Source organism: Cystobacter fuscus DSM 2262 (genome assembly GCF_000335475.2).
GTDB lineage: Bacteria > Myxococcota > Myxococcia > Myxococcales > Myxococcaceae > Cystobacter > Cystobacter fuscus.
Genome location: NZ_ANAH02000018.1, coordinates 201,632 through 227,551 on the forward strand (window position 1 = coordinate 201,632; position 25,920 = coordinate 227,551).

Below are 25,920 nucleotides of genomic sequence, written 5' to 3' on the forward strand. Positions count from 1 at the left end.
GGTGCCCGAACAAGGGAGAGTCATGCACACGATTCAGCCGACCCCGTCCTCGTGGCGGCCCCCGCGGAAGTCGTTCCACGCGCTCCTGCTCCTGAGCCTGGGGTGGAGCGGATGCGGTCTGTTCGGTCAGAACTCCCCGGAGGACTCCAACCACGCCCCCTCCCTCACCCAGGTGACCGCCACGCCGGCCTCCGTCAACGAGGTCGCGAGCACCACCCTCGCGGTGACCGCCACCGACCCGGACGGGGATCCGCTCACCTACACCTGGACACAGACCCCGGCCACTCCCGTCGGCACCTTCGGCACCGAGACCGGCTCGAGCCGCACCTGGACGGCGCCCGCGGTGCCGGCCGACACGACCTTCACCCTGCACGTGACGGTCTCGGATGGGAAGGACGGCACGGCCGAGGGCTCGGTGGACGTGGGGGTGAAGAACGTTCCCACCGTCAACCGCGCCCCCACCGTGGACGCGGCCATCACCGCGCCTGGCTCGGTGATCGCGGGTGACACCGTCAACCTCTCCATTGGTGCCACGGATCAGGACGGGGACATCCTCACCTATGCCTGGACGGTCGATCCGGCGGGCGCGGGCACCTTCACCAACCCCACGGCCGCCGCCGCGCAGTGGCGCTCCGGCGACCTCGCCGCGGCGACGAGCTACTCCTTCCTGGTCACGGTCTCCGACGGGCACGACTCGGTGACGCGCTCGGTGAACGTGGAGGTGTCCATCCCCTCTTACGCCAGGGACATCCAGCCCATCTGGGACGCGCAGTGCACGCGGTGCCACAACAGCAGCACCGCGAGCCGCGGGGGGCTGAACCTCGATGCGGGCAAGTCCTGGGCTTCCATGGTGAACATCAAGAGCAACAACGCCCCCTGCATCAGCACCAACCTCGCGCGCGTGCTGCCGAAGCAGCCCGACGACTCGCTGCTCGTGAAGAAGCTCATCGCCAATCCCCTCTGCGGTACCAGGATGCCGCAAGACAACCTGGCCTACTTCGACGAGCACCCCGGCGAACTCACCCGCATCCGCTCCTGGATCCTCGCCGACGCGCCCAACAACTGATCCTCGGCGCGCGCTTCCAGCACAGGCTTCACCACCGCCACGCCCCTCATCCCAAAGACTGGCGGGAAGGGGCGAGGGCCCTGGCCCAGTCTGGGAGGCGCGAGCCGCTGGTTGGCCGCGATCGTGCTTTGGAATACCTCCCACCAGGTGCGGTGGGTACCGCTGAAGGCTCGGTTTCGATCCTACAATGTAGTTAAGCGAAACTGAACGTTCCAGGCACTTCAATTGATAAAAAAACGAGAATCAATGGATAATGCCTCTGACCCGGAAAGTGCATCGAGAAGGACTTCTCGTGGGTCCCTCAGCGCATGACCGGGTCGTCGAGGTGTCACTCCCCCGAGTAGGAGGTATGCATGGACAACAAGAAGAAGAAGTCGGCCCAACGTGCTGGGCGGGCTCTCGCATCCCCAGCCGCGCTGTCGCTGCTCTTCGGCTCCTTCGCCGGCAATGCCGCGACGCTGGAGCCGGTGATCAACGACTCCATCGGCATCGGCAGTGTCAGCCGCATCCAGACCGATGTGCAGCAGCAGCAGCAGCAGCAGCAGCAGCAGAGCGTGGCCCAGGCGTCCGGAGCCAAGCCGAAGATGCTGCGGCAGCTCGCCGCCGCCATCGGCTAGTCCGCGGGACGCGGAACACCGCGTCAGCCTGGTGATGTGCAGTCCGCGGGGGGTCCTCTTCCAGGGGCGCTCCCCGTCTTTTCGCCGAGGAGCGGAGTCCGCCCCGGCGCTGTGCGCACGCATGAACGGAGGACCCCGCAGATGACCATTCCAGCCCCGCCTGTCTCGCGCGAGACCAGCCCGGTCCGCACCCGCGCCGAACATCCTGATCTCCACCTCGTCTTCCCACCGCAGTGGTCGCCGCTGCAGCCCTTCCTGAGCACGCCGTCGCTCAAGGCCTATCTCGAGGAGCGGGGTTTCCACATCCGCCAGGACGACTGGAACATCGCGTTCTACCGCTGGTTCATTGGCCCCGAGCGTCTTCCGCTCGCGAGGACGCGCCTGACGCACTACGTGCAGTCGATGACAGACGAGGAGGGCCTGTACCGGGCCAAATGCCTGCATTCGCTCGCGACGCTCGAGGAGTACGAGCAGCTCCTTGCCCTGGTGGAGGGACTGCGCACCGGCGACACCTACGATACGCTGGAGCACTTCAAGGAGAGCGTGGACGCCCTGAAGAGCCTGCTGGCCGCCTTCTCGGCCGCGGAGCCGGTGATCGAGGTGGGCACGACGTCGCTGTCCGACGGGGACGTGCTCAACTCGATCGAATCGCTCATGGAGTTCATCGACGATCGCCACGCCAACCCCTTCATCCCTTTCTTCGAGCAACATGTCGCGGCGATCACCCAGGTCCCGCGCTTCTTCGGCGTCTCGATCATCGGCACCGAGCAGATCGTCGCGGGCCTCACCCTCGGGCGCATCTTCAAGCGGGCCTTCCCGAACGTGCCGGTGCTGGTGGGCGGCAGCGTGTTCTCCCGCCTCGTCGAGAAGGAGAAGACCTGGGTCACGCGCTTGTTCGGCACCTGCTTCGACTACGTCTGCCGTTACGAGGGCGAGCGGCCCATGGAACGCTTCCTCTCCAGCGAGGATCCCCGTCGGGATCGGACCCCGAACCTCGCCTTCCTCGACGGGGGGGAGTTGGTGCTCACTTCGCTGGGCGACACCATCCCCATGAGCGAGGTGCCCACGCCAGACTTCTCGGACCTGCCACTCGAGGACTACCTGTCGCCGCAGATCGTCCTCCCCTTGCTGACCACGCGCGGCTGCTACTGGGGCAAGTGCGCCTTCTGCTACCACGGCATGATCTACCAGGACCGCTACCGCATGCGGGCCCCGGAGCTGATCGCCAGGGATGTGGAGCTGCTGAACCAGCGCCACGGCGTGTTGCACTTCGCCTTCAATGACGAGGCCCTGCCGCCGAAGCTGTTCCGGATGCTCCCCCCGGCGATGCCCAAGGAAAAATACTTCTTCACCGCCCTCTACAAGTTCGAGAAGTACTTCACGCGGGAAGACTTCAAGAACATGTATGACATTGGCTTCCGCTCGCTCTACATCGGCCTGGAGACGGCGTCCGAGCGCGTGCAGAAGCACATGCGCAAGAACAACACGCAGAAGGTGATGGTGGACAACCTGCAGTTCGCCCATGACGCGGGCATCTGGAGCCACACCTTCAACTTCTTCGGCTTCCCCACCGAGACGCAAGCGGAGGCGGAGGAGACGATCCAGTTCCTCCTCAACCACGCGGACATCCTGCACTCCGAGGGCACCGGCACCTTCGTGTTCGAGCACAACGCGCCCATCCATCAGGCGCCGGATCAGTTCGGCGTGAGCTCGTTCACGGCCCGGACGGACACCGTGCTGGATCTCTTCTACGACTACGAGACGACCACGGGTCTGAGCGCCGAGGGAGCTCAGCGCGCGCTGGAGCGCTACAACAAGCTCAAGCGCGCGCGGGGTGTCTACATGAACGGACACTGGATCGATCGCGAACACCTGCTGCTGTTGCTCAGCCGCTACGGGCGCGCGGAGCTCAAGAAACAGCTCGCCGAGGTGGAATCGGCGACCCGCCAGTACTCCGCCGCCCAGTTGCTGCGTGGGTATGAGTTCGACACGCCACAGGGCAAGCGCCACTTCGTGGTGAACCGCCACCTGCGGCGCGTGTGCATCACCAATGCGGACGCGGTGCGGATCGTGAACTGGCTCAGCCTGAACTCCAGTGTCGAGGATCTACTCGGCATCTACCCGGCGCTCGAAGCAGCGCTCGAGCCCGTTCTCGAGGACATGGAAGACGAGGCGATGAAAGAGGCGTCCTGAGCCGAGGTGGAGAGGGGAGGGGAGGGCCCGCACGAGGCAGGTGTGGGCCTCACCCCGGCGAGAGGGCTCTCCGTGCGCCCTCCTATGCGTCGCTCGGCCGCCTTCGACGCAGCATCAGACCCAGGACCAGCCCTCCCCACGCCAGCGCGCCTCCAGGGCCCACGCCACAACCACAGCCCGGCGGGTCCTCCGCCGGCACAACGCACGCCCCCTCACCCACGCACACCCTGGCCTCGGCCGCGGCGCTCCGCCCCGCGGTGTCGTAGACGACCAGGCGCACCTGGTGCGCGCCAGGACTCAGCGACGTCGTGTCCCACCGGTTGGGCTCGCCCCCGTAATGGTAGGGCCCGGAGGTCCGCGCATCCGTGCGTTCCAGCACCCCGTCCACATAGAACTCCGCCTTCGTGCAGCCCACGTCGTCCACGCAGTCCCCGAAGAACGCCGCCGTCGCTCCCGAGACCCGCTCCTCCTGCGTGGGCCGCGTGAGCACCGCGAGCGGCGGCTCGTCCGCCTTCACGAGCACCTGGAAGGACTGTTGCGCGTCCGGAGGGGCCCCGTTGCTCGCGCTCACCGTCATGTCCACCGTGCCCACGGCCTCCGGCGTCCACACGAGGATGCCCGTGCTGGAGTCGATGACCGGACCCGCCACGCTGCTCGTCAGCGAGAACGAGGGCGCGGGCAGTCCGTCGGCCACCACCTGATAGCGGTACGGGGCACCCACCACCGCGGAGGTGCCAGGCGTGGACGAGATGACCGGGGCCGCGGCGTCATTGTCCCGCACGGTGACGGACACCGTGCGCGCGTCCCCTCCAGCCAGGGCCAGGGTGAGCGTGGCGGAGTCCGCCAGGAAGTCCACGTCCTTCGCGGCCGCCACCGTGACGGTCTGCGGAGTGCTCCAGTTGGCCGGACGGAAGGTCAGGGTCTCGGCGCTGGAGACTTTGACATCCGCATCCCCCGCCGTCCGCACCACCGTGAGCGAGACATTGCTGGAAGGGGCCTTGGAGAGCGCCACCGTCAGGGACGCGGTCTCCTCCTCGTTCAGCGTCAAGGCCGTGGAGGACAGCACCAGGCGCGCCGTGTTGTCGTCGATGGACGCGACCTGGATCGTCTCGGGGCTCAGCCCGGGTGCGGACACCGTGAAGGCCGCGCTGTCCGCCGCCGCGTCCGCGTCATCGGCGGCGGCGAGGGTGATGCGCTGAAGCTGGTTCCAGTTGGCCGGTGTGAAGGTGAGTTCCGCGCCGTCCTTCACCGTCAGATCCGCGTCGCCCGAGGCCCTCGCCACGCGGACGGTGAGCTCCGCGGTGGGCGCCTCGGCCAGCCTCACCGTGAACACGGCTCTGCCGCCCTCGACGACTGTCACGTGCAGCGCCGAGACGAGGAGCTTCTGCCCGGACGCGGTGGGCGAGATCCGCCGGAGGGTGCCCGAGGCGACCCCCACGACATACAGCGCGCCATCCGGTCCCACGTCCATGTCCACGGCCTGGGTGATGCCGCTGGCCCATGCATCCACGGTGGCCACCGAGCCATCCCCGGCCAGCGTGGCTCGCACCAGCCTTCCGGAGCCGTAGTCCCCGAAGAGGAGGTTGCCGCGGTAGTCGCTCGGAAAGAGCGTGGAGTCATAGAAGATCCCTCCCGTCAGGGAGCTTCCCAGGGACTGCGTCGTCGCGGTGCCCCCGCCACTCGTCGCATCCACCCCCGCCTGCACCGCGGTCCACGTCGTGCCACTCGGGACGCTGGACACGTAGAGTTCCCCGTTGAAGCTCGTGTCCGTCACGCCGGCCACGGTGATCTTCTCCCCCTTGCGGAAGCCGTGGAGCGCGCTGGTGGTGAAGGTGACGCGGCCCGCGCCGCGCACGGCGCCCCCCGCGGTGATGTCGCGCGTGTCCGTGCCGTTGGTGCGGTACTTGATGACCGGGGTGATGTACCCCGCGGGCTGGTTGTTCTCGTAGTCGTCGTAGCCCGCATGAGCCCCTCTCCTCGTCACGAAGATCTGCTCGTAGCTCGTTCCGACCGTGTTCACCCACAGCGCCCCGGTGCCCGGTTGGAAGGTGAAGGTAAAGGGATCGCGGAAGCCGCGCGCCCAGATGTACTCGTTGTTGGGGCCCACCCCATCATTGAAGGGGTTGTCATTGGCGGGAGTGCCGTCCAGATTGGCCCGGCTCACCTTGGACGCCATCGAGGTGAGATCCGCGTCCACACCCGCGCCCGTGCCCAGATCTCCGATGGCCCAGTACAGCTTTCCATCCGGGCCGAAACCGATCGCTCCGCCGTTATGGTTCTGCTGGGCGGTCGGCAGGTAGTCGACGAGCACCGTGCGCGCCGTACCCACTCCGTTGGCGTCCGTATAGCGGATGATCTGCTGCTTGGAGCCGGTGGCCGTGATGAACAGGTAGACGTAGCGGTTGACGGTGTAGTTCGGATCGAACGCCATCCCGAGGAGGCCACACTCCGCGGAGGTGTAGACGCTCTCCGTGGTGAACACGGAGGTGACCAGCTTCGCGTCCTGCACGACGAGCGCCCCATCGCGCATCACCGCGACGAGCACCTGGCCGTTCTTGTTGGTGATGAAGAGCCGCCCCGAGCCATCGGGTGCCCAGGCCAGTCCCGTCGCGGGGGTCAGGGCCGAAGAGGTGTACGCCGTCTCCTGGAAGCCAGTGGGGACCGCGGCCAGCACGGGCGACGCCAGGAGCCCCAGCAGGAGCAGATGAGAGCGGAACGAGAGCATGGCGCCATCGTACGCGCTCGAATCACCGCTCGGGCAGACCCTGAATGCCCGAGAACGGTGGGTGCCCCCGTGCATGGGTGCACGGTCGCGGGCCTCGAGGGACCGAGGGGCACGAGGGCCCTCACTTCAGCAGCGGAGCCAGCGCGGGCCAGACATGGTCGCGCAGCTTGGGCTGCACGGCGGCGACGGGGTGGATGTTGTCGGACTGGAAGGAGGCGCGCTCCATGGCAATGGGCTCCAGCAGGAACGGGAGCAGGGACACCTTGTGCGCCTCGGCCACGGCTCGGTAGTTGGCCGCGAAGCCCTCCGTGTAGGCCTTGCCCAGGTTGGGCGGCATGCGCATGCCCACCAGCAACACCCGGGCTCCAGAGGCCTTGGCCGCGCTCACCAGCTTCTCCAGGTTGGCCCGGGTCTGCTTGAGCGACAGGCCCCGCAGCCCGTCGTTGCCACCCAGGGCGATGACCACCACCGCTGGCTGGTTGCGCGCGAGCTCTCCTTCGATTCGCGCGGCTCCGCCCGCGGTGGTTTCTCCACTGACGCTGGCGTTCACCACCCGCCATCCAGGCGTCTGCCTGGCCATCTGCTCGGCGGTCAGCGCCACCCAGCCCTCCTCCGGCGCGAGCCCGTAGGCGGCGGACAGCGAGTCCCCCATCACCAGCACCGTCCGCGCGGGCCCGGCCTCCGCGACCGGTGCTCCCAGCGTGGCCAGTCCCATGGCCAGTGTCATCACCAGATAACCGAGCACACCGACGGTCCGGGTGCGCTCCCTCATGTATCCTTGCCTCATCCGCTGCAACTCCTCCGGGCCGCCGTTACAAGCCTGCTCCGCGAGCAGACGCTCCGCTGACGAAGAACCCCAATATGCCCCACGACCTCGCGATGCACATCAAAGTCCAGCCCGACCCGCGGCGGTTGGCCCTCCAGGTGTCGGAACTGGGCAAACGCGTGTCCCTGCCGTCCGGCGCGCTCACCATCCTCGACGGGGTGGGTTTCTCCATCTCCCATGGCGACACCGTGGCCATTGTCGGGGCCTCCGGCTCGGGAAAGAGCACGCTGCTGTCGCTGATGGCCGGGCTGGACACGCCCACCAGCGGGAGCGTGCTGTTGGACGGCGAGCCGCTGTCCTCCCTGGACGAGGACGGCCGTGCGCGTGTGCGCGGTGAGAAGGTGGGGTTCGTCTTCCAGAGCTTCCAGTTGCTGCCCTCGCTGACGGCGCTGGAGAACGTGATGCTGCCGCTCGAGCTGCGCGGAGACGCGGACGTGGAGACGCCCGCCCGGGCCATCCTCGGGAAGGTGGGGCTGGGGGAGCGGCTGGGCCACTACCCGCGCCAGCTGTCCGGCGGAGAGCAGCAGCGCGTTGCCCTGGCGCGCGCCTTCGTCACCCGGCCGGCGGTGCTCTTCGCCGACGAGCCCACCGGCAACCTCGACACCCGCACCGGCCAGGCCGTCGTCGAGCTGCTGTTCTCGCTCAACGCGGAGGCCGGCACCACCCTGGTGCTCGTCACCCATGACGAGCATCTCGCGGCGCGCTGCGGGCGGCGGCTGCGCATCGACGGGGGCCGCCTGATCACCGAGGAGCGGCAAGCCTCATGAGACTGCTCAAGATGGCCTGGCGCCAGCTGCGCCGTGACTTCGCCGCCGGAGAGCTGCGCATCCTGCTCGCCGCCCTGGTGCTCGCGGTGTTGGCCGTGACGGCCATCGGCTTCGTCACCGACCGCGCCGAGCGCGCGCTGGCGCTCGAGGCCAACCGGCTGCTCGGCGGAGATGCGGTGGTACTCGGCGACACGCCCCTCGATGGGGTGGTGCGCGAGGCGGCGAAGGCGCCCGGGCTGCGACGCACCGAGACGCAGGAGCTGCCCAGCATGATCCGGGTCGGCGACGCGGACGATGAGCGGCTCAAGCTCGGAGAGCTCCGAGCGCTCGGGGAGGGCTTTCCCCTGCGGGGCCGCTTCCGCATCGTGGACTCGGTGGGCGGCCCCGAGCGCGACGCCACGGGCATTCCCGAGCAGGGCAGTGTGTGGTTGAGCCGCGCTGGCGCGGACGCGCTGGATGCCAGACTGGGGGACATGATTGGCATTGGCGAGTCGCAGCTGCGGCTCTCCGCGCTGGTGGTGCAGGAACCGGACGCGGCGATCGACTACTTCAACATCGCGCCCCGGGTGTTCCTCAACCTCGCCGACCTGCCCGCGACGGGGCTGGTGCAGGAGGGCAGCCGGCTGCGCTACCGCCTGGTGGTGGCCGGAGAGCCGGACGCGGTGGAGCGCTTCGTGCGCACCGCCCGTGAGGGGCTCGCGCGAGGCCAGCGCCTGGAGACGGTGAAGGACGCGCGTCCGGAGATGCGCTCCGCGCTCGACAGGGCCGACCGCTTCTTGAGCCTGGCGGCGTTGGTGTCGGTGGTGCTGGCGGCGGTGGCGGTGGCCATGGCGGCGCGCCGGCACAGCGAGCGGCACCTGTCGAGCACCGCGGTGATGCGGTGTCTGGGCGCGAGCCAGCGCACGCTGGTGGCCACCCACGGGGGCGAGCTGCTCCTCGCCGGCCTCATCGCGAGCTCCATCGGCGTCCTGCTCGCCTTCTTCCTGCAGTGGCTGGTGGGCAGGTGGCTCGCCGACGCGCTGAAGCTGGACATTCCGGCGGCCGGCTGGGTGCCGGCGGTGCAGGGGTATGGGGTGGGACTGGTGGTCCTGCTGACCTTCGGTGCACCCCCCATCCTCGCGCTGCGCCGGGTGCCCGCGCTGCGCGTGTTGCGCAGGGATCTCGATCGCACCGAGCCGAGCTCCTGGCTGGTGGGGCTCGCGGGCGTGGCGGGGCTGGTCGCGCTGCTGTGGTGGAAGGCCGGCTCGGCGGGGCTGGCGCTCGCGATGCTCCTCGGCATCGTCGCCACGCTGGGCGTGCTGGCCACCCTGGCGTGGGGGCTCATCTCCGTCGTGCGGCGACTGCGCTCGCGGCTGCGCGGGAGCCTGCGCTACGGGCTGGCCAATGTGAGCCGGCGCGCGGCCACCAGCGTCGCGCAGGTGTCGGCGCTCGGCCTGGGGTTGATGGCGTTGCTGCTGCTCACCTTCGTGCGCACCGACCTGCTCGACCGCTGGCAGGTGGCGCTCGCCAGGGAGGCCCCCAACCGCTTCATCGTCAACGTGCAGGAGGATCAGCTCGAGCCGGTGCGTGCGTTCATGGCCGAGCGGGGATTGCTCCCTCCGGACCTCTTCCCCATGGTGCGCGGCCGCCTGGTGGCGCACAACGGCGAGCCGGTGAAGGCCACGCCCGCCGAGGGGACCGCCAACACCGAGGAGGAGCGTCGCGGGCAGTGGCGGAGGGAGCGCGAGTACAACCTCTCCAGCGTCACCACGCTTCGCGACGACAACCGCGTTACCGCGGGCACGTTCTGGGGACCGCGGCCCGCGGAGAAGCCGGAGCTCTCCGTGGAGGAGGGCTTCGCCTCCTCGATGGGCTGGAAGCTTGGAGACCGCGTGGCCTTCGACATCGCGGGCCAGCGGCTCGAGGCCACCGTCACCAGCCTGCGCGAGGTGGAGTGGGAGAGCTTCCGGCCGAACTTCATCGTGCTGGTGTCGCCGGGCTCGCTCACGGGCTATGCGGCCAGCTACATCACCGCGATGCACGTGCCCCCCGAGCGCACGCGCTTCACCGCGGAGCTGGTGTCCCGCTTCCCCAACCTCTCGGTGGTGGATGTGGATGCGATGCTCAAGCAGGTGCGTGGCACCGCGGACCAGGTCTCCACCGTGGTGGAAGTGGTGTTCTACTTCTCGCTGCTCGCGGGCCTGCTGGTGCTGATGGCCGCGGTCAGCGCCAGCCAGGACGAGCGCCTGCTGGAAGGTGGCGTGATGCGGGTGCTGGGCGGCAGCCGCCGGCAGTTGCGGCTCGCGCAGGCCTCGGAGTTCGCGGCCATTGGCCTCTTGTCGGGCCTCACCGCGGCGTTCGCCGCCTCCGTCCTGGCGGGAGTCATCGCCACGCAGGTGTTCGAACTGCCATGGCAGGCGGACTGGCGGCTGGTGGGAGTGGGGGGCGGGCTGGGGGTGCTCGCGGCGGTGAGCGCGGGCATGTTCGCCACCCGGCGGGTACTGGACGCGCCGCCCTCGGTGACACTGCGCGAGTTGCAGGGCTGAGCGCGGGGGGCTCGGCTCCTGGCCAGTCCCCTCATCCCGCGCCTCAGAAGAAGGACGCCATGTCCCGGTACACCTGGACGATGTCCTCCACGCCCCCCTTCGCGCTGGAGCCCCTGGCCGCCTCGGCGATGCGCTCGAGCACCTTGCCCTCGGCGTCTTCGCCGTAGGCGATGGTGAAGATGCGCACCGGGTTCTCCCCGCTCGAAGTGTTCAGGCCCTGCTCCAGGTCCCCCAGAGTGAGGGGGCTGCTATCGTCCATGCCGTCCGTCATCACCACCACGGCGTGGATCTTCCCCGGCTCCTTCCGCGCCCGCTCCCGAGCGAGCAGGTAGGCGGTCCGCGTGGCCGAATAGAGGGCCGTGCCCCCGTCGGCGATGATGTTGTCGATGCGGCCGAGCAGCTCCGCGCGGCCCTTGCCGAGCACCATCGGCCCCAGGGGCGGGTACACGTTGTTGTCGAAGAGGACGAGCGTCACCTCGTCCCGGTCCGACAGCGACTCCAGGAAGCGCTTCGCCCCCACCTTGGCCTCGGTGAGCGGGCGGCCCGTCATGCTGCCGGACTTGTCGAAGACGAAGGTGACGTCCGTGGGCTTCTTCGTCTCGCGCCACACGGCCAGCAGCTTCTCCAGCACGTCCGCGCCGGGCACCTCCAGCAGCGTCCGCGGCTGCTTGGGATCCGCGCCGTGCGCCGCGTCCACCGGCGCGGTGATCGCCACCGCCGGGTCCGCCGGACGGAAGCCCAGCGCCAGCGCGCGCTCCTGTGCCGGCCGCGCCTTGAGGAAGGCCATGAAGGCCCGCGCCGCCTCGCGCTCCTCGGAGCCCACCCAGTCCGCGTCCAGCACCGCGTACGGATGATCCGACCAGAAGGTGCCCTCCACCGGGTAGATGGACACCAGCGGGAACGGCGCGTCCGTCCGCTTGCCGTGGGATTCGATGACCAGGTTCTCGTACAGCACCGCCGCCGACAGGTAGCCCGGCCCCCGCTGCAACATCTTGTCCGAGAAGAAGCCGGTGGACTTGCCGTAGTGCACCACCGTGCCCTCGATCTCCGTCATGAGCGCCTTCGTCTTCTTGCCCTCCACGTCCGCCACCGTCAGCCCGCGCGTCTTGCCCGAGCCCGCGTAGGCCTCGGCCAGCACCGACAGCAGGCCCGAGTTGGAGGAGTCCGGGTGGGTGTGGCCCAGCTTGAAGCGGCCCCACTCGGGGTGCCCGTACGCGCCCCAGCCCCGCTTGTCCGCCGCCACCTTCATCAGGTCCGCCCAGCCCAGGGTCCTGCCCGGCCAGCCCAGCGCCTCCGCCATGGGCTTCCACATGGCGATGACGATGGGCGAGAGCAGCAGCGGCTCGCCCTCGCCCACCACCGGCGTCGTCTTGCCCCTGGACGTCATCCACGCGTTGTTGAGCAGCGGCAGGTACGCGCTGGAGGCCGGGCTGTAGACGTGCGCCCGGAGCTTGCCGGAGACGATGTCCTGCACCGCCTCGCCCGAGCCCATCGCCCGGCCCTCCACCCGGATGGGCCGGCCCGACTTCGTCTTCGCTCCGCTCCGTTCGAAGGCCCGTGACTGCTCCTCGAACCAGCTCTTCTTCTCACTGCCGTAGGCCACCGTCAGCACCACGGACTGCGCGCCGCTCGCCCCCTGGGGCTTGCGCGTGGCCTCGGGTGGACTGGATGTTCCCTGGCTGGACTCCTTGCATGCGGCCAGCAACATCACCACCGCGAGCACTCCCCACCGCAGCTTCCACATCCGGACGGTCCTCCCCTCGGGCACCTTCGCCACGACTGTGTGACGCGGCGCCGCCGCCCTCTCAACCGTCCACGACTCACCTCACCTGCTTCTTGCGCGCGCGTGACGGGTTCGTCACACAGGCTTGCGCCACTCGCGTGTCAGGGCGTTGCCTTGTCATGGAGATGGGTCAGCCCACCTTCCGATGGGTTTTACTTTGACGGCAGGACGTGCCGTCCGATCCCAATCCCCTGAGCTGAACCCAGGCCGTCCCGTGCGGTTCGCGGATGTCAACGGCGACAGAGGCGCTCCGCGTGGATTGTTGCCGGGCCACCGGGAGCCCCGATCACGCGTCATGCCCTTGGTCTGATATGCCTACCTGTGTATGAGCATCTGGTCCCCCAGTTCCTGGAAGACGAAGCCCATCACCCAAGACGTCCGCTACGAGGAGCCGAAGGAGGTCGAGGACGTCGTCGCGGCGCTCGGCCGCCTGCCTCCACTGGTCACCTCCTGGGAGGTGGAGCGGCTGCGAGAGCTGCTGGCGGAGGCCCAGCAGGGCCGCCGCTTCCTGCTGCAGGGCGGAGACTGCGCCGAGTCGCTCTCCGACTGCCGCTCGGACATCATCACCAACCGGCAGAAGATCATCCTGCAGATGTCGCTGGTGCTCATCCACGGGGGGCACCGGCCCGTCATCCGGGTGGGACGCATCGCCGGCCAGTACGCCAAGCCGCGCTCCAAGCCCACGGAAGTTCGCGGGGGCGTGGAGCTGCCCAGCTACTTCGGGGACCTGGTCAACCGGCCGGAGTTCACTCCCGAGGCGCGGCGAGCGGACCCGAAGTTGCTGCTGGCCTGCTACCACCACGCGGCGATGACGCTCAACTTCGTGCGCTCGCTGAGCGACGGTGGCTTCGCCGACGTGCACCACCCCGAGTACTGGGACCTGAGCTTCTTCCGGCAGGCCGCCGTGCCGGGCGAGCTGCGCGAGGAGTACGAGCAGACCACCCGCAAGCTCAGCGAGGCCCTGCGCTTCATGGAGGCCCTGGGCGAGCGCACCGTGGCGGACCTCACCCGTGTGGACTTCTACACCAGCCACGAGGGCCTCAACCTCCACTACGAATCGGCCCAGACACGCCAGGTGCCGTGGCGCGAGGGCTGGTACGATCTGACGACGCACCTGCCGTGGATTGGCGAGCGCACCCGGGCCCTGGACGGGGCGCACGTGGAGTTCTTCCGCGGCATCCGCAACCCGGTGGGGGTGAAGCTGGGCCCCAGCGTGTCTCCCGAGGACGCCGTGCGCCTGGCCGAGGCGCTCAACCCGGACAACGAGCCGGGCAAACTCGTGCTCATCACCCGCATGGGCGCCCAGAAGGTGGCGGACGCGCTCCCCCGGGTGGTGGAGGCCATGCGGCGGGCGGGCCGGCTCGTGCTGTGGGTGTGCGATCCGATGCACGGCAACACCGTGAGCACCTCCTCCGGCATCAAGACGCGCAACTTCCAGGACGTGCTGCGCGAGGTGGAGCAGAGCTTCGACGTGCACGAGAAGCTCGGCTCCTACCTGGGTGGGGTGCACTTCGAGCTCACGGGCGAGGACGTCACCGAGTGCGTGGGCGGTGCCGTGGGCATCACCGAGCAGGACCTGGAGCGCAACTACGCCACCCTGTGCGATCCGCGGCTCAACTACCGGCAGGCGCTGGAGATGAGCTTCCACATCGCCCGGCGCATGAGCCGCCTTCCCCGCGCGCCCCGGCCCTGAAGACCCGGGCTCCCCTGTCGGTGGAGCCGGGCCTCCCGCGTCATACGGGGTGAAGCTCAGCCGACCTTCACCTCGCCGGGGAAGGGCTTGCGCCCGTCCTGCATCACGATGCCGTAGAGGCTCTCGGCCAGCCCTCGCTCGTTGAACCTCGGCGTGCAGGCCAGGTTGCGCATGGCCATCATCGGCTCCGTCGGCTTGCCGTCGTAGCCCGAGAACAGCCCGCCCAGCCCCATGTGGGCCATGGGCCGGTCCAAGGCGCGCCGCTGCAGCTCCCTCACGTCATTGGCGGTGAGGTTGAGGGTGATGGGCTCGTCATTGCCACGCGCGGCCTTCGCCTGGGCCTCGTCGCCCGTGTACGCGTAGACGAGCAGCTCGCGGGCGTCGTCGTCCTGGGTGTCGAACTTCAGCGCGTACTTGTCCGTGCCGGCAATGGGCTTGCCGTCCTTGCCGTACTTCTGCTCGAAGGTGAGGTCCGGGTGATCACCCCCGTAGGTGACGTCCACGGTGAGCGACTTCGTCCCGTCCGGGTGGTGGGTGATGAGGTAGTCGCCGGTGTTGGTGGTGCCCTCGGACTCCGCGCTGAAAGGACCCGCCTCGATGCCGAACTTGCCGCCCACCGACTCGTAGTTGAGCTTGTCGAAGCGCAGCGTGTTGGACACGCCCGGCCCTTCCTTCTCCGGCATGCGGCCGTCCTCGCGGAAGGACTCGAATGCCTTCTGGCCCTCCGGGTTGGACAGGTCGAACTCGGCGGTGCGCAGCTTGTACTCCTCGAGCGTGTCGGTGCGGCCCGCGCTCACGGACACCGGCCCGGCACCGATGCTCGCCTTGCCGTCGTTCTCGATGAACTCGGTGGGGCCCGCCGTCACCTGCACCTTGTCCCCGTTCCGGCTGATCTCGACGGACATGCCCTTGCCTTCCGTCACCTCGCCGGACAGGCCCAGCTCCACCTCGTGGTAGGACAGGCCCGCCTCCATGGAGTAGCCCTTGAACTGGCGCTGCTCCATCTTGATGGAGGCCCCGTCCGGCAGCGTCTCCGGGTTGAGCGGGTGGGGTGGAGGAATCTCGCCGCGCTTGAGCTTCTCGAAGTCCTCCTCCTTCATCTTCACTTCGTACGACATGTCCTTGCCCGCGGAGACGCCCCCACCCACGGACGCGCCCACCTTCGCCTTGCCGAACTCCACCGTGCCGGAGGCGGAGATGTTCGTCTCGGCGTTGATGGAGACGGTGACGTAGCCGTCCTCCTTCTTCACGTCCTTCTCGAGCGTGTCGCTGAACTCCACGGACACCGGCCCGGGCTGGCCGGGGACGGTGATGTTCCGCGGCTCGACGGTGGCGGGGTTGGGCGCGAGCTCGGTGATGGGCGGGTCGGCGACCATCATCCGCTGAAGCTCGGGAGACACCTTCGCGTCGGCCAGGGCCTGGGCGCGCTCGAAGGAGCCGGGCTCGGTGGAGAAGACCTCCGCGGCCGCCGTGCCCGACATGGAGCCGGCCTCGCGGTAGTGCGGCTGCTCGCGCAGGTAGGCCTTCATGTCCTCGTAGCTCTTGCCGCTGCTCGGGTCGTGCACCCGCTCGCCCTCGCGCACCACCACGTGGCCCGTCTGGCCCTCGGTGCCCGCGCGCGAGTCCTCGAGGAACACCAGCTCCGAGCGGCGCTGCTGCTCGGGGGTGCTCTTGTTCACCCAGTCCGCTGCCTGGTCGAGGCAGTTGACCTGGCCGTCCTTCGAGTTCTCGGTGAACAGCGAGGACGCGGGCGCGCCCTGGCCGTCCAGGTTCAGCGTGTTCTTCGGGGCAGCCGGCTCGAAGGTGGACTTCTGCTGCGCCGCCGTGCGGCTCGCGGCCTCCGCCGCCGCCTGCCGAGCCGCGGCCTCCGCCGCCCGCCTTGCCGCCTCCGCCGCCGCCCGTCTCGCCGCCTCCTCCGCCGCACGCCGTGCCGCTGCCGCCGCCGCCGCGCCTCCATCCCCCACGCGTCCAGCACTCATGGTGTCATCTCCTTGACCGATTCACCGACCGTGAGGTCATTTCGGACCCGATCGAACCCTCTATTCTCGGCGACCGAGGGGCGATGTTGCTACTCCTTGGCGACCTGGAGCACGAGCTTGCCCGTGTTCTCGCCCTTGAAGAGCTTCAGCAGGGTGTCGGGGAAGGTCTGCAGACCCTGGACGATGTCCTCGCGCGACTTGAGCTTGCCGGCGGCCCTCCAGCCGGCCATCTCGCGCACCGCCTCGCCGTAGCGCTCGGCGTAGTCGAACACCACCATGCCCGTCATGCTGGCGCGATTGACCAGCAGGGACATGTAGTTGGCCGGACCCTTCACCGGACCCGTGTTGTTGTACTGCGAGATGGCACCGCAGATGACGATACGCGCGCCGCGCGCGAGCCGGGTGAGCACCGCATCGAGGATGTCACCGCCGACGTTGTCGAAGTAGACGTCCACGCCCTTGGGGCAGTGCGTGCGCAGCGCGCTCTTGACGTCCTCGGACTTGTAGTCGATGGCGGCGTCGAAGCCGAGCTCGTCCACGATGTACCGGCACTTGTCGGCCCCGCCGGCGATGCCCACGACGCGGCATCCCTTGAGCTTGGCGATCTGCCCGACCACCGTGCCCACGGCACCGGCCGCCCCCGAGACGACGACGGTGTCCCCCGGCTTCGGCTTGCCGATGTCGAGCAGGCCGAAATAGGCCGTCAAGCCGGGCATGCCGAGGGTGCCAAGATGGACCGGCAGCGGAGCTACCCGCGGGTCGACCTTGGCGACGTCCTTCCCATTGGAGAGGGCGTACTCCTGCACGCCGAAGTGGCCGATGACGTAGTCACCCGCCACGAATCCAGGGTGCTTGCTGGAGACGACCCGGCCCGCGCCTCCGGCGCGCATCACCTCGCCGATGGCCACGGGCGGGATATAGGACTTGCCCTCGTTCATCCATCCGCGCATGGCCGGGTCGAGCGAGAGGTAGAGCACCTTGACCAGCAGCTCGCCGTCCCCCGGCTCGCGAACAGGCTCCTCGGTGTAGTTCCAGTCCTCGCGCTTCGGCATGCCCACCGGACGAGCGGCGAGGCGGAATTGATGATTGGTGGTGTTCATGATGGCGGGCTTATAACGCTCCGGCATCCCAATCAATGGAAGCGATTGCTGGAGTCCGGGGCCCCCGAGCAGGTCCTCGGGCAGCCCCATCGCTTCATGAGTCGTTAGCGTTCAATAGCTCGCGTCATAGCCGACGCCGGTCCTGAGAGACAACCAGGTCTCGTCGCAACGATGATGTGTCCTCATACCGCGCGGTTTCGACCGCCTCCAGGGTGGCGAAGGGCACCCCGGCCAAACCAATGACGCTCAGGTCTCCTGAGGACAGCGCGTTGCGGTTGGCGTCGAAGGGGGTGCCGCTCTTCCTCTCCAGCGTGATTGTTCCATCCGAGCTCTGAGCGGTGGACGGGACCGCCGTCTCACTGGAGGTATCGAGTTCCGGCTGGCCGGAGACGGTGTCAAAGGGATCGAAGCGATGCACGAAAGGGCTGGGAGCCGCGTGTTGCTCCGGGCCGTGTCACTCGAGTTCCCAGACACCCTCTCTGGCATCGCCGAACCACTTGGGGCTCGCGGCTCACCTCGGAGGCAAGATGCCCCGCCGATGAGGTTCCCTCCCGAGGGGAGGGACCCTGTGCGTCTCGTCGTTACATCGTCACGTCGAAGGAGCCCAACGTCAACCAGCCCCCCCGGTCCTGGCCCTGCTTCGCATTGGCGAAGCTGACGGGCTTGCCATTGGACAACGGATTCACGACCCGCATGAGCAGCTTGTAGCCGGTGCCCGCGCTCAGCCCGTGGGCCGCACTGAAGCTCTTCGTGGAGGCCGCGCTTCCAGGCTGGATTCCGGGCAGGTTCACCTGGGTCGTCCCCAGGGTCTTCACCACGGTGTTGGACGCGTTCAAGACGATGAACTCCAACTTCCAGTCATAATAGAAGGGGGCGACCCCCCGGTTCTCGAGGTTGATGTCCACGGACAGCTGGGTGGAGGTCGTGGGATTGGGCAGCCGGACCGAGGAGACGAACAGCTCGTATCCCAGCAGCTTCTGCGCCCGGAGGGCATTGTTCCTCTGCGTGGAGCTCAGCGCGTTGTTGAACATCCAGTTGTTGAGCAGCCACGTGGCATGAGTGGTCTTGATCGCGGTCTCTTCGTTCTCGGTGGGCGTGCCGTAGTAGTACTCCACCGGGTTGGGCCAGCTGTTCCACATCGTGGACTGCATCTCCGGCCGCTGCTCTCCCCCCATCGGTCGGCGGCGCCAGTTCTCCGTGAGGCCGGCGCTCTGCATCTTGGGCCAGAAGTGCCAGCTCACGCCTGGCAGCGTCTCATAGGCGAACGAGTCATCGTGGTAGCCGAAGTCATTCTTGTAGGTCGAGCTGGCCAACGGGTCGCGCACCAGCACGTGAGTCCGGGTGAAGGCGGACTTGTACCGAGCCAGCAGCCGATCCTTGTTCGCCTGGGACATCTCCCAGTTCGGCTTGCCATCGGACGTGTCCGAGTCCTGCGGGTAGGTGTGCCACTCGCCCCAGTACCCATACAGGCCCGCCGTCACGTAGGCGACCCGCGCATCCCCGTCGATGTGTTGGCCGAGCGCGCCAATGAAAGACTCCAGCGCCTTGATCAGATTGCCGTTATTCCAATCCGGCGCCTTGCTGCTCGAGTTTCCATAGTCTGAGTAGGATCGCATGGGCAGGCCCTCGTTGATGAGGAACTGGGGCGTGGCCACGGCCTGGCTCGGGTAGTCGAGGTAGATGCGAAAGACAATCTGATTGCCCCGGCTGGCCGCCGCGGCCATCGCACTGTCGAGCCCGGCCCAGTTATACGAGTAGGTCCCCGACGAGGAGTTGCCTCCCGTCATCAGTGAATTCAATGGCAGGTAATACCACTCCATGCTGTACGGGACGTTATTGGTGGCCGCTCCGAACGGCACGAAGCCCTTGAGGGGATTGGACTCGAGCCCCGGTGCGTTCGCGTTGTAGGTCTGGCCTTCCCATGCGCCCGAGGCCGCGGGGGCGGAGGTGGAGGTGGCGAGCGCCACCGAAAGCGTGAGCGCGAGGGCGCGCGGCGGGGACAGCGACATGTCGTTCTCCTCGAAGCAGAGGGGGTTCGAGGCGAAGTATGCTTCCAGTTCTTCCTTGAATTCCAGTGAAAACCTTCTCGGACGGAATGGTCGAACTGATATCTTTCACCTTCTGCTTCTCCCGCTGCGACCAGCCCGTCTTCGTGGGGGAACAAGACGCTGGGGCCCGAGCATCGTCCACGTGCTCGGGGGCCGCGGGAAGGTCTGGTTCTCGCGTCCCTGGACCACGAGGCTCGCGGCGCCCGTCCACGGGGTGCCCGCGAGCGTTGGGACGCTCAGGGAGTGAGCTGCGCGCTGGCGCAGGCGCTCGCGTACGAGCCCTCGCACAGCTGCGCGGCCGTCCAGAACTTGTCGGCGAGCACCGTGCTCTTCACGTTCTCCTTGGTGACGGCCACGGGGGTCAGCAGGATGGAGGGCACGTCCTTGGTTCCGTTGTTCACCTTGCCGTTGATGCGCTCGGCCGGTGGCTTCTCGCCGCGCAGCAGCGCCACGGCCACCTCGGCGGCGATCCCCGCCTCGAGCTTGATGGCCAGGTAGACCGTCATGTACTGCTCGCCCGTGAGGATGCGCTGGACGGCCGTCAGCTCCGCGTCCTGGCCCGTCACGGGGGGCAGGGGGTCCATTCCCGCGGCCTTCATCGCCGCGATGGCTCCACCGGCCATGCCGTCGTTGGCCGAGTACACGCCGATGATCTTGTCCTTGCCGAGCCGGGTGATGGCCTGCTCCATCTGCTGCTGCGCCTTGTCGGGGCTCCAGTCCGGGGTGTCGTACTCGGCGCCCACCGTGAGCCCGCTGCCATCGATGATGCCGTGGGCGCCGGACTTGTAGAACCGGGAGCTGTCGTCGGTGGGCGCACCGTGGAGCATCACGAGGGTGCCCTGCGTCTTGCCGTCCGCCTTGAGCTTGTCCACCAGGGCCTGGCCCTGCAGCCTGCCCACCTGCTCGTTGTCGAAGGAGATGTAGTAGTCCACGTCCGCGTTGAGGACGAGGCGCTCGTAGCTGAGCACCGCCACCTTCGACTGGCGGGCGCGCGCGACGATGGCCGCCGCGGCGCCGGAGTCCACGGGATCCAGCACGAGCACCTTGGCGCCGTTGACCAGGGCGGCTTCGGCCTGGTCCTGCTGCTTGGCGACGCTCTGGTCGGCGTTGCTGTAGAGCACCTCGCAGTCCGCGCACAGCTCCTTCACGCGACGCTCGAAGTGCGGCCGATCATGGCTCTCGTAACGTGCCGTCTTGGACTCCGGCAGCAGCAGGGCGATCTTCCCGCCCGAGGGGGCCTTGGCCGGGGCCGTGGCGCCCGGCGCCTCGGGCTGCTCGCGCTTGCATCCGGGAGCCGCGAGCAGCAGTGCGGCGAGCAGGCCCGCGGTGCGGCGGGTGGACAGGGGGGGGGTTGGGCTCATGCGTGGGTCTCTTGGAGTGGGGGAAAACCGGTCGCTCCGCCCGGAGGTTACCCCCGCGCCACCACCTCCGCGAGACAGTGCGGGCAGAACTCGCGGCCCCTCACCAGGGGTTGGCCGCAGCCGCCGCATCGCTCCAGCGAGGGCAGGCGGCAGGCCGCGTCGTCCGGGCCGCATTTGGGCGCACCCGGCGGCCCCGCCTCGCGCGCCAGGTGCTGGCGCACCGCCTCGTCCTCCAGGTGCAACCAGCCGGACAACCTCCGGCGGTTGCTGGAGAGCAGCTCGAAGGCGTTGCGCGCCAGCGGCATCAGCGCGGGGCTCGACAGCCGCAGCGCCCACTCCCGGTAGTCCTCCAACGCCCAGAGCACCATCAGCCATGCCTGGGTGTCCCGGTAGACGCCCCCCTCGTCATCCACCACGAGCAGTTCCTCCCGGCCGCCAGAGCGCCGCAGCTCGGGAAAGCGCCGCGCCGCCTCCTCGCCTCCCGAGGCGAGGCACTCGAGCGCGACCCACGTGGACTGCGCCTCCAACCACCGCGCGCAGCTCACACAGAAGCCACATGTCTCGTCATACAGCACGCAGAGGGCTCGCATGGCTCACCTCACGTGGCCTTCACGGTGGCCGGCATCCTGGTGAATTCGCGCGGCGCCACGGGGGGCGGCATCTGGCGCACCATGGCCGAGCGGCGGATGCGGTTGAAGACGTACAGGTTGAAGAAGTGCATGCCGCCGAGCATCACCAGCACCTTGCCGAGCTTGGCGCAGACCAGCTCGATGATTTCCTGCAACGTCCAGATGGTCTGGTGCTCCTTGAGCGCCAGGGCCACGAAGCCGATGTTCATCAGGTAGAAGCCCACCACCAGCAGGTGGTTGACGGAGTCCGCCAGCACCTCCTTGCCCAGGAAGGCCTCATGCAGGAAGGGCGCACCGTTGCGCTGCAGCGTGCGCGCCACCCAGATGGTCAGCGTGATGCTCACGAGCAGGTAGACCAGGTAGGCCGCCACCATGAACTGGCTCGACACGGCTCCCGGGGTGATGTTCGTCTCCATGGCTTCTCTCCCTCGGGGAAGCGCGGCCGCCCGGGGCTCCAGTGCCCTCGTGGTGGGGTGCCGCTCTTCCCTTTCGCGGGGGAATACCGGGAGGGAAATTCGCGGTTGCGGGGTGCCTTTTGATTTCAGGGCCGCCAGGCGTGGAGCTGGAGGCCCAGCTCGATGGCCGGTGGGAGGAGCATCAGGACCACCCCCCACCACAGCCAGGGCTCGCGGGAGAGTGCCCGCTGGCGCCGCCAGGCCTCCAGGACGGCGACACAGAGCAGGTAGAGCGTCCCCAATTCCAGCAGCCCTCCAAGCAGCGGCATGAAGTGGGGCAAGGACAGGCCCGCCGACCACGCGAGCCCCAGGTGCAGCGCGAACAATGTCGAGTTCACGCTGGCCACTCCCAGGAAGACGCGCGCCTCGCGCAGGGGAAGCTCCGGGGCGGGGGCATCCAGGCCCTCCTGGCGCCAGTGCCGGCGCAGCAGGCCATACGCCGCGAGCGCCACCGCCAGCCCCGCCACCGCCCCGAGGATGGGGCCCGTCTCGAAGCGCGCCTTCGTCACCCACCGGCCGTCCGCGAGCCGCGCCACGGGCTGCATGGTGAGCAGATCCAACTGCTCTGGCGCCAACACCCGCGGCGTCACCGAGACGACGAGCGCCCAGAGCACCAGCGCGCACGCCACCGCCTGGAGCAGCGCCACCGTGCGTAACCAGACGGCCTCGTCCGGAGGCAGGGCCGCCTCCGCCGCGCCGTCCGCCAAGCGCCGCAAGTCCAACCCCAGGGCGTGGGCACTGGCGTAGCGCCGCGTGGGATCCAACGCCACCGCGCGCCGCACCATCGTCCCGAGCGCCCCCGTCAGGGTGGGTGAGCCCGCCGTCAGCGGCCGGCCCGTCACCATCTCGTGCAGCAGCACGCCCACCGCGTACACGTCCATGCGCGGATCCGGCGCGGCCCCGGCGAGCGCCTCCGGGGCCATGTACTCGGGGGTGCCCACCACGGTGTGCACGGCGGTGAGGGTGTCGCGGCGGCCCTCCGAGCGCACGATGCGGGCGATGCCGAAGTCCGTCACCTTCACCCGTCCGTCCCCGTCCACGAGGATGTTGGCGGGCTTGATGTCCCGGTGCACCACGCCGCGCGCGTGCGCGTAGGCCAGCGCGTCGCACACCTGGAGCGCCACGCGCACGGCCTCCGCGGGTGGCAGGGGCAAGAGCTCCGACAGGCCACGGCCCTCCACCAGCTCCATCACCAGGTAGCGCTCGCCCTCTTCTTCACCGAAGTCATGCACCCGGACGATGTGGGGGTGATCCAACAGCGCCAGGGCCCGCGCCTCGCGGGCGAAGCGGGCCTGGGCCTCGGGGCTGGAGGCCGCCTCCCCGATGAGGAACTTCACCGCCACCGGCCGATCCAGGCGCACGTGCCGCGCCCGGAAGACCTGGCCCATGCCCCCGCGCCCGATCTCCTCCTCCAGCTCCAGCGCGCCAATGCGCTCCGGGCCCGCCCTGTCCTCACCCAGCAGGCAGCTGGCGCAGACCGCCAGGCGCTCCACGTCCACCGGGGCACCGCAGCGTGGACACGTCTCGCTCATCGCTTCAGCACCCGGAGCAACTCGGCGAGCTCGGCCTCCGCCTCCTCGGGCGCGTCCACCGTGTCCGCCACCTCCTCGCGCACCAGCTCCCGGTAGCGCACCCGCGCCCGGTGGAGGAACGTCTTGAGCTGCGGCAGGGACATGCCGTGCGCCCGCGCCGCGTCGCGGTAGCTCGGCGGCTCGCCGGGACGGAAGAACTGGAGCACCAGGGCGAAGGGGCCCTTGCGCTCGCCTCCCTCGTACTCCGCCCGGAGCCGCTCCAGGGCCCGCTCCATGACGCTCGAGGCCCATTCCCGCTCGAAGGCCTCGTCCGGACCCCGCGCGTCCTGGGAGGCGATGCGCTCGGCCAGCTCGAAGTCCAGGGGCAGCGCGGCGACCCCACCGCCCCGTCGGGCGGCGCTCTCGCGCTCGTGCCGGTGGGACAGGTGATTGCGCGCCGCGGTCAGCAGGTAGCCGCGCAGCCGGCCCTTCTCGGGGTCGAGCCGTTCGAGGAAGCCGTGCTCCAACAGCCGCAGGAGCAGCTCCTGCACCGCGTCGCGCGCGGCCTCGGTGTCCAGGCCTTGGCGGCGCATGTAGACGTAGAGCGGGCGCCAGTAGGTGCCCAGCAGCGACTCGAGCGCCGCGCGGCGCGCCTCCGGCGAAGCCCGTGCCGAGCGGATGAGGGTCCAGCGCGTGGGAGGAAAGAGCCCAGGCCCCGCGTCTCGTGCGTCCGCGTCCATGGGGTGGGTTCTAGCCCAACTCCGTGTCCTCCTTCGCGCACGGACACGGGTCCGCTCCCGGCGGGCTGCTCCTATCGCCTCCCGAGCCCAAGAGGTGGAGTCGTGGCGGGCCGGCTCGCCGCATCACGAGGCCGCCTCACGGCATCCTCCTGTGCACCCCCTCACGACTCCCCTACGGTGGTTCTCGCGAACCGGAGAACACCGGTGTGCCCATGTCGCCGGAGACGGCCCATGGTGTCCCCATGTTCCATCCTCACGAGGAGAATCATCACATGAACCGTCGAATGGGTTTGCTCTGCTTCATGGTGTTCGCCACGGCCTGCGGTCCTGAGTCCGAACCCGCCGCGAACAGGACGGGCGAGGAACTCCCGGCCTCCGAGATGAAGACCCAGGTCAGCCAGCTCGCCGACCCACCTGTCATCACGTTCTGGGAGAACAATGGTTGTCAGGCGGATCAGGTCGGCTGGTACCTCTATAACGGCACGCCGACGATCATGCCCAACAGCAGCGGTTCGGGTTGGTCCAATGACGAGGCCAGGTCCCTGATGCTGTTCAGGGCGCCGGCGGGAATGATCATCCGGGTCTACGACAGCGGCTCCGGCTCCCATGGCGATGACTGGGCGGAGATCCGCATCAAGCAATACGCGGATCAGCTCTGCATCCCTTCCTTCGAGGACGTGATGGACAACGCCGCCTACTCGCTGCGCTTCTGCCATTACAACGGCCTCGATGGGAAGGTCTCCCAGGCGAGGGCTCAGAACTATGAGTTCAACGGCTCCACCTGCAATGGCACGTGGATTCCCTGGTAGTCACGCGCGACTCCGAGCACGGCCCAGCAGGACATCCACCCGTTGGCGGTAGCTCCTGCTGAGCTTGAGACACGTGCCATCCCGCAGGATGACCTGGTACTCGCCGTGGAAGAGGGGGCGCATCTCCCGCACCCGGTGGGCGTTGACGATGGTCGAGCGGTGGATGCGCACGAACTGGTGGGGATCCAATCGCCCCTCCAGCTCTCGGAGGGACTGGCGGAGCAGGTGCGTCCGTCCCTCCGAGTGCACCTGGACGTAGTAGTCCTCGGCCTCCATCCAGTCCACCTCTCCCACGGGAAGGAAGGCCACCCGGCCGACCTCCTTGAGCACCAGCCGCTCCAGATAGTGCGGCGCGGAGGGCGGTGGCACCAGGGAGGGGGCGGCGAGCGCCGCCCCGGAGGTCATGCCCAGGAGTCCCACGAGCTGGCGCGCCAGCACCTGGATCCGCTCGCCCCGGACGTGCTCCTTGGCGCGGGCCAGCACCCGGGTGAAGCGCTCGTCCTCGATGGGTTTGAGGAGATAATCGAGCGCATGCACCTCGAAGGCCTTGAGAGCATGGGTGGCAGTCGCGGTGACGAAGATGATGGCGCCCGTGCGCTCGGAACCCGCTTCCCGCAGCACCTGGAAGCCATCCATGCCCGAGATCTCCACATCGAGGAAGATGACATCAATGGGGTGTTGGCGCAGGAGCCGGAGAGCTTCGGGACCACTGGCACACAGGCCCACCAGCTCCACCTCGGGATCCGCGGCCAGCCGCAGCCCCAGTCCCTGGCGGGTCGCACGCTCCGGATCCACCAGCAGGACCCGGATGGGCGCGGGATCCCTGGGTAACTGCCCCAGGATGTCGCCACGTTGTTTCAGTGCCTCCACGGAAAGAGCCATGCACGCCTCCTCGAATCGGGATTGGGCGGGTTGCTCTACGCGGACCGCGTGATGGGGGCGTGACGGTCGGGGCCCAGGGAAGGTCGGAACGTGAGCCCCCTCCGGTGAGCGTTTCTAGAATCTTCTCGACACATCAACCAGTCCTAATTCTGGAACAACCGCCTATAAAGGATTCCCCCATAGCCAGGAGGAAGAGGGATGAGGGCCTCGT

General features: G+C 68.6%; 20 protein-coding genes. 7 read left to right on the forward strand and 13 right to left on the reverse strand.

The genetic code is table 11. The features are described 5' to 3' along the window. Nucleotides 1–22 precede the first annotated feature (22 nt). The 3 genes from D187_RS50540 to D187_RS29195 all read left to right on the forward strand — a co-directional run bounded on the left by D187_RS50540 (nucleotide 23) and on the right by D187_RS29195 (nucleotide 3,876). Entirely contained in the window at nucleotides 23–1,066 is a 1,044-nt protein-coding gene (locus tag D187_RS50540) for a PKD domain-containing protein (RefSeq protein WP_002643326.1), read from the forward strand. A gap of 353 nt (nucleotides 1,067–1,419) precedes the next feature. Next, complete coding sequence (locus tag D187_RS29190) at nucleotides 1,420–1,683, forward strand: hypothetical protein (protein ID WP_002643327.1); 264 nt, start codon at nucleotides 1,420–1,422, stop codon at nucleotides 1,681–1,683. Nucleotides 1,684–1,824: 141 nt separating this feature from the next. Further along, nucleotides 1,825–3,876: a B12-binding domain-containing radical SAM protein gene (locus D187_RS29195; RefSeq protein ID WP_002643328.1), complete on the forward strand. Its 2,052-nt coding sequence runs from the start codon at nucleotides 1,825–1,827 to the stop codon at nucleotides 3,874–3,876. Nucleotides 3,877–3,958: 82 nt separating this feature from the next. Here D187_RS29195 and D187_RS29200 read toward each other — a convergent pair whose 3' ends face one another. Then, on the reverse strand, nucleotides 3,959–6,601 hold the full coding sequence (locus D187_RS29200) for a PQQ-dependent sugar dehydrogenase (RefSeq protein ID WP_002643329.1): 2,643 nt from the start codon (nucleotides 6,599–6,601) through the stop codon (nucleotides 3,959–3,961). 121 nt (nucleotides 6,602–6,722) lie between these two features. Beyond that, a complete protein-coding gene (locus tag D187_RS29205; RefSeq protein WP_002643330.1) occupies nucleotides 6,723–7,388 on the reverse strand; it encodes an arylesterase in 666 nt (221 codons plus the stop codon). A gap of 74 nt (nucleotides 7,389–7,462) precedes the next feature. On the opposite strand from D187_RS29205, the gene D187_RS29210 reads away from it, so the two are divergent. Together D187_RS29210 and D187_RS29215 are read left to right on the forward strand one after the other, a co-directional pair. Next, nucleotides 7,463–8,194, forward strand: a complete 732-nt coding sequence (locus tag D187_RS29210) for an ABC transporter ATP-binding protein (protein WP_002643331.1) — start codon at nucleotides 7,463–7,465, stop codon at nucleotides 8,192–8,194. Beyond that, on the forward strand, nucleotides 8,191–10,719 hold the full coding sequence (locus tag D187_RS29215; protein WP_002643332.1) for an ABC transporter permease: 2,529 nt from the start codon (nucleotides 8,191–8,193) through the stop codon (nucleotides 10,717–10,719). Before D187_RS29210 ends, D187_RS29215 begins: the two co-directional genes overlap by 4 nt. A gap of 43 nt (nucleotides 10,720–10,762) precedes the next feature. Here the strand turns inward: D187_RS29215 and D187_RS29220 are convergent, their stop codons facing one another. Further along, on the reverse strand, nucleotides 10,763–12,463 hold the full coding sequence (locus D187_RS29220) for a VWA domain-containing protein (protein ID WP_002643333.1): 1,701 nt from the start codon (nucleotides 12,461–12,463) through the stop codon (nucleotides 10,763–10,765). Nucleotides 12,464–12,827: 364 nt separating this feature from the next. Between D187_RS29220 and D187_RS29225 the strand changes: the two genes are divergently transcribed. Then, on the forward strand, nucleotides 12,828–14,195 hold the full coding sequence (locus D187_RS29225) for a class II 3-deoxy-7-phosphoheptulonate synthase (RefSeq protein WP_002643334.1): 1,368 nt from the start codon (nucleotides 12,828–12,830) through the stop codon (nucleotides 14,193–14,195). A 56-nt stretch (nucleotides 14,196–14,251) separates the two neighbouring features. Here D187_RS29225 and D187_RS29230 read toward each other — a convergent pair whose 3' ends face one another. From D187_RS29230 to D187_RS29270, 9 genes are all read right to left on the reverse strand, one after another. Next, a complete protein-coding gene (locus tag D187_RS29230) occupies nucleotides 14,252–16,174 on the reverse strand; it encodes a hypothetical protein (protein WP_002643335.1) in 1,923 nt (640 codons plus the stop codon). A gap of 89 nt (nucleotides 16,175–16,263) precedes the next feature. Continuing rightward, nucleotides 16,264–17,274: an NADP-dependent oxidoreductase gene (locus D187_RS29235; protein WP_043431940.1), complete on the reverse strand. Its 1,011-nt coding sequence runs from the start codon at nucleotides 17,272–17,274 to the stop codon at nucleotides 16,264–16,266. A gap of 124 nt (nucleotides 17,275–17,398) precedes the next feature. Continuing rightward, nucleotides 17,399–17,692 (reverse strand): hypothetical protein, encoded by a 294-nt coding sequence (locus D187_RS29240; RefSeq protein WP_002643337.1) that lies wholly within the window; start codon nucleotides 17,690–17,692, stop codon nucleotides 17,399–17,401. Between the two features lie 163 nt (nucleotides 17,693–17,855). After that, nucleotides 17,856–19,283, reverse strand: coding sequence for a DUF4832 domain-containing protein (locus D187_RS29245; protein ID WP_002643338.1), 1,428 nt, complete (start codon nucleotides 19,281–19,283; stop codon nucleotides 17,856–17,858). 275 nt (nucleotides 19,284–19,558) lie between these two features. Further along, nucleotides 19,559–20,683 (reverse strand): ABC transporter substrate-binding protein, encoded by a 1,125-nt coding sequence (locus tag D187_RS29250; RefSeq protein WP_002643339.1) that lies wholly within the window; start codon nucleotides 20,681–20,683, stop codon nucleotides 19,559–19,561. A gap of 47 nt (nucleotides 20,684–20,730) precedes the next feature. Further along, nucleotides 20,731–21,273, reverse strand: a complete 543-nt coding sequence (locus tag D187_RS29255; RefSeq protein WP_051256601.1) for a thiol-disulfide oxidoreductase DCC family protein — start codon at nucleotides 21,271–21,273, stop codon at nucleotides 20,731–20,733. 8 nt (nucleotides 21,274–21,281) lie between these two features. Beyond that, nucleotides 21,282–21,728: a hypothetical protein gene (locus D187_RS29260; RefSeq protein WP_002643341.1), complete on the reverse strand. Its 447-nt coding sequence runs from the start codon at nucleotides 21,726–21,728 to the stop codon at nucleotides 21,282–21,284. A 125-nt stretch (nucleotides 21,729–21,853) separates the two neighbouring features. Continuing rightward, nucleotides 21,854–23,299, reverse strand: coding sequence for a serine/threonine-protein kinase (locus D187_RS50545; protein WP_162159708.1), 1,446 nt, complete (start codon nucleotides 23,297–23,299; stop codon nucleotides 21,854–21,856). Next, the gene (locus tag D187_RS29270; RefSeq protein ID WP_002643343.1) at nucleotides 23,296–24,018 is read right to left on the reverse strand and encodes an RNA polymerase sigma factor; all 723 of its coding nucleotides are present in this window, start codon (nucleotides 24,016–24,018) and stop codon (nucleotides 23,296–23,298) included. The genes D187_RS50545 and D187_RS29270 overlap by 4 nt, the downstream gene beginning before the upstream one ends. Nucleotides 24,019–24,290: 272 nt before the next feature. On the opposite strand from D187_RS29270, the gene D187_RS29275 reads away from it, so the two are divergent. Then, nucleotides 24,291–24,827: a hypothetical protein gene (locus D187_RS29275; protein ID WP_043431952.1), complete on the forward strand. Its 537-nt coding sequence runs from the start codon at nucleotides 24,291–24,293 to the stop codon at nucleotides 24,825–24,827. Here D187_RS29275 and D187_RS29280 read toward each other — a convergent pair whose 3' ends face one another. Continuing rightward, complete coding sequence (locus D187_RS29280) at nucleotides 24,828–25,709, reverse strand: LytR/AlgR family response regulator transcription factor (protein ID WP_002643345.1); 882 nt, start codon at nucleotides 25,707–25,709, stop codon at nucleotides 24,828–24,830. Nucleotides 25,710–25,920: the final 211 nt, after the last annotated feature.

Coding starts and splice junctions, on each gene's coding strand:
- D187_RS29280 (WP_002643345.1), bottom strand. CDS start 25,709: ATGGCTCTTTCCGTGGAGGCACTGAAACAACGTGGCGACATCCTGGGG.
- D187_RS50545 (WP_162159708.1), bottom strand. CDS start 23,299: ATGAGCGAGACGTGTCCACGCTGCGGTGCCCCGGTGGACGTGGAGCGC.
- D187_RS29230 (WP_002643335.1), bottom strand. CDS start 16,174: ATGAGTGCTGGACGCGTGGGGGATGGAGGCGCGGCGGCGGCGGCAGCG.
- D187_RS29250 (WP_002643339.1), bottom strand. CDS start 20,683: ATGAGCCCAACCCCCCCCCTGTCCACCCGCCGCACCGCGGGCCTGCTC.
- D187_RS29235 (WP_043431940.1), bottom strand. CDS start 17,274: ATGAACACCACCAATCATCAATTCCGCCTCGCCGCTCGTCCGGTGGGC.
- D187_RS29275 (WP_043431952.1), top strand. CDS start 24,291: ATGAACCGTCGAATGGGTTTGCTCTGCTTCATGGTGTTCGCCACGGCC.
- D187_RS29270 (WP_002643343.1), bottom strand. CDS start 24,018: ATGGACGCGGACGCACGAGACGCGGGGCCTGGGCTCTTTCCTCCCACG.
- D187_RS29205 (WP_002643330.1), bottom strand. CDS start 7,388: ATGAGGCAAGGATACATGAGGGAGCGCACCCGGACCGTCGGTGTGCTC.
- D187_RS29195 (WP_002643328.1), top strand. CDS start 1,825: ATGACCATTCCAGCCCCGCCTGTCTCGCGCGAGACCAGCCCGGTCCGC.
- D187_RS29225 (WP_002643334.1), top strand. CDS start 12,828: ATGAGCATCTGGTCCCCCAGTTCCTGGAAGACGAAGCCCATCACCCAA.
- D187_RS29210 (WP_002643331.1), top strand. CDS start 7,463: ATGCCCCACGACCTCGCGATGCACATCAAAGTCCAGCCCGACCCGCGG.
- D187_RS29190 (WP_002643327.1), top strand. CDS start 1,420: ATGGACAACAAGAAGAAGAAGTCGGCCCAACGTGCTGGGCGGGCTCTC.
- D187_RS29215 (WP_002643332.1), top strand. CDS start 8,191: ATGAGACTGCTCAAGATGGCCTGGCGCCAGCTGCGCCGTGACTTCGCC.
- D187_RS29200 (WP_002643329.1), bottom strand. CDS start 6,601: ATGCTCTCGTTCCGCTCTCATCTGCTCCTGCTGGGGCTCCTGGCGTCG.
- D187_RS29260 (WP_002643341.1), bottom strand. CDS start 21,728: ATGGAGACGAACATCACCCCGGGAGCCGTGTCGAGCCAGTTCATGGTG.
- D187_RS29245 (WP_002643338.1), bottom strand. CDS start 19,283: ATGTCGCTGTCCCCGCCGCGCGCCCTCGCGCTCACGCTTTCGGTGGCG.
- D187_RS29255 (WP_051256601.1), bottom strand. CDS start 21,273: ATGCGAGCCCTCTGCGTGCTGTATGACGAGACATGTGGCTTCTGTGTG.
- D187_RS50540 (WP_002643326.1), top strand. CDS start 23: ATGCACACGATTCAGCCGACCCCGTCCTCGTGGCGGCCCCCGCGGAAG.
- D187_RS29220 (WP_002643333.1), bottom strand. CDS start 12,463: ATGTGGAAGCTGCGGTGGGGAGTGCTCGCGGTGGTGATGTTGCTGGCC.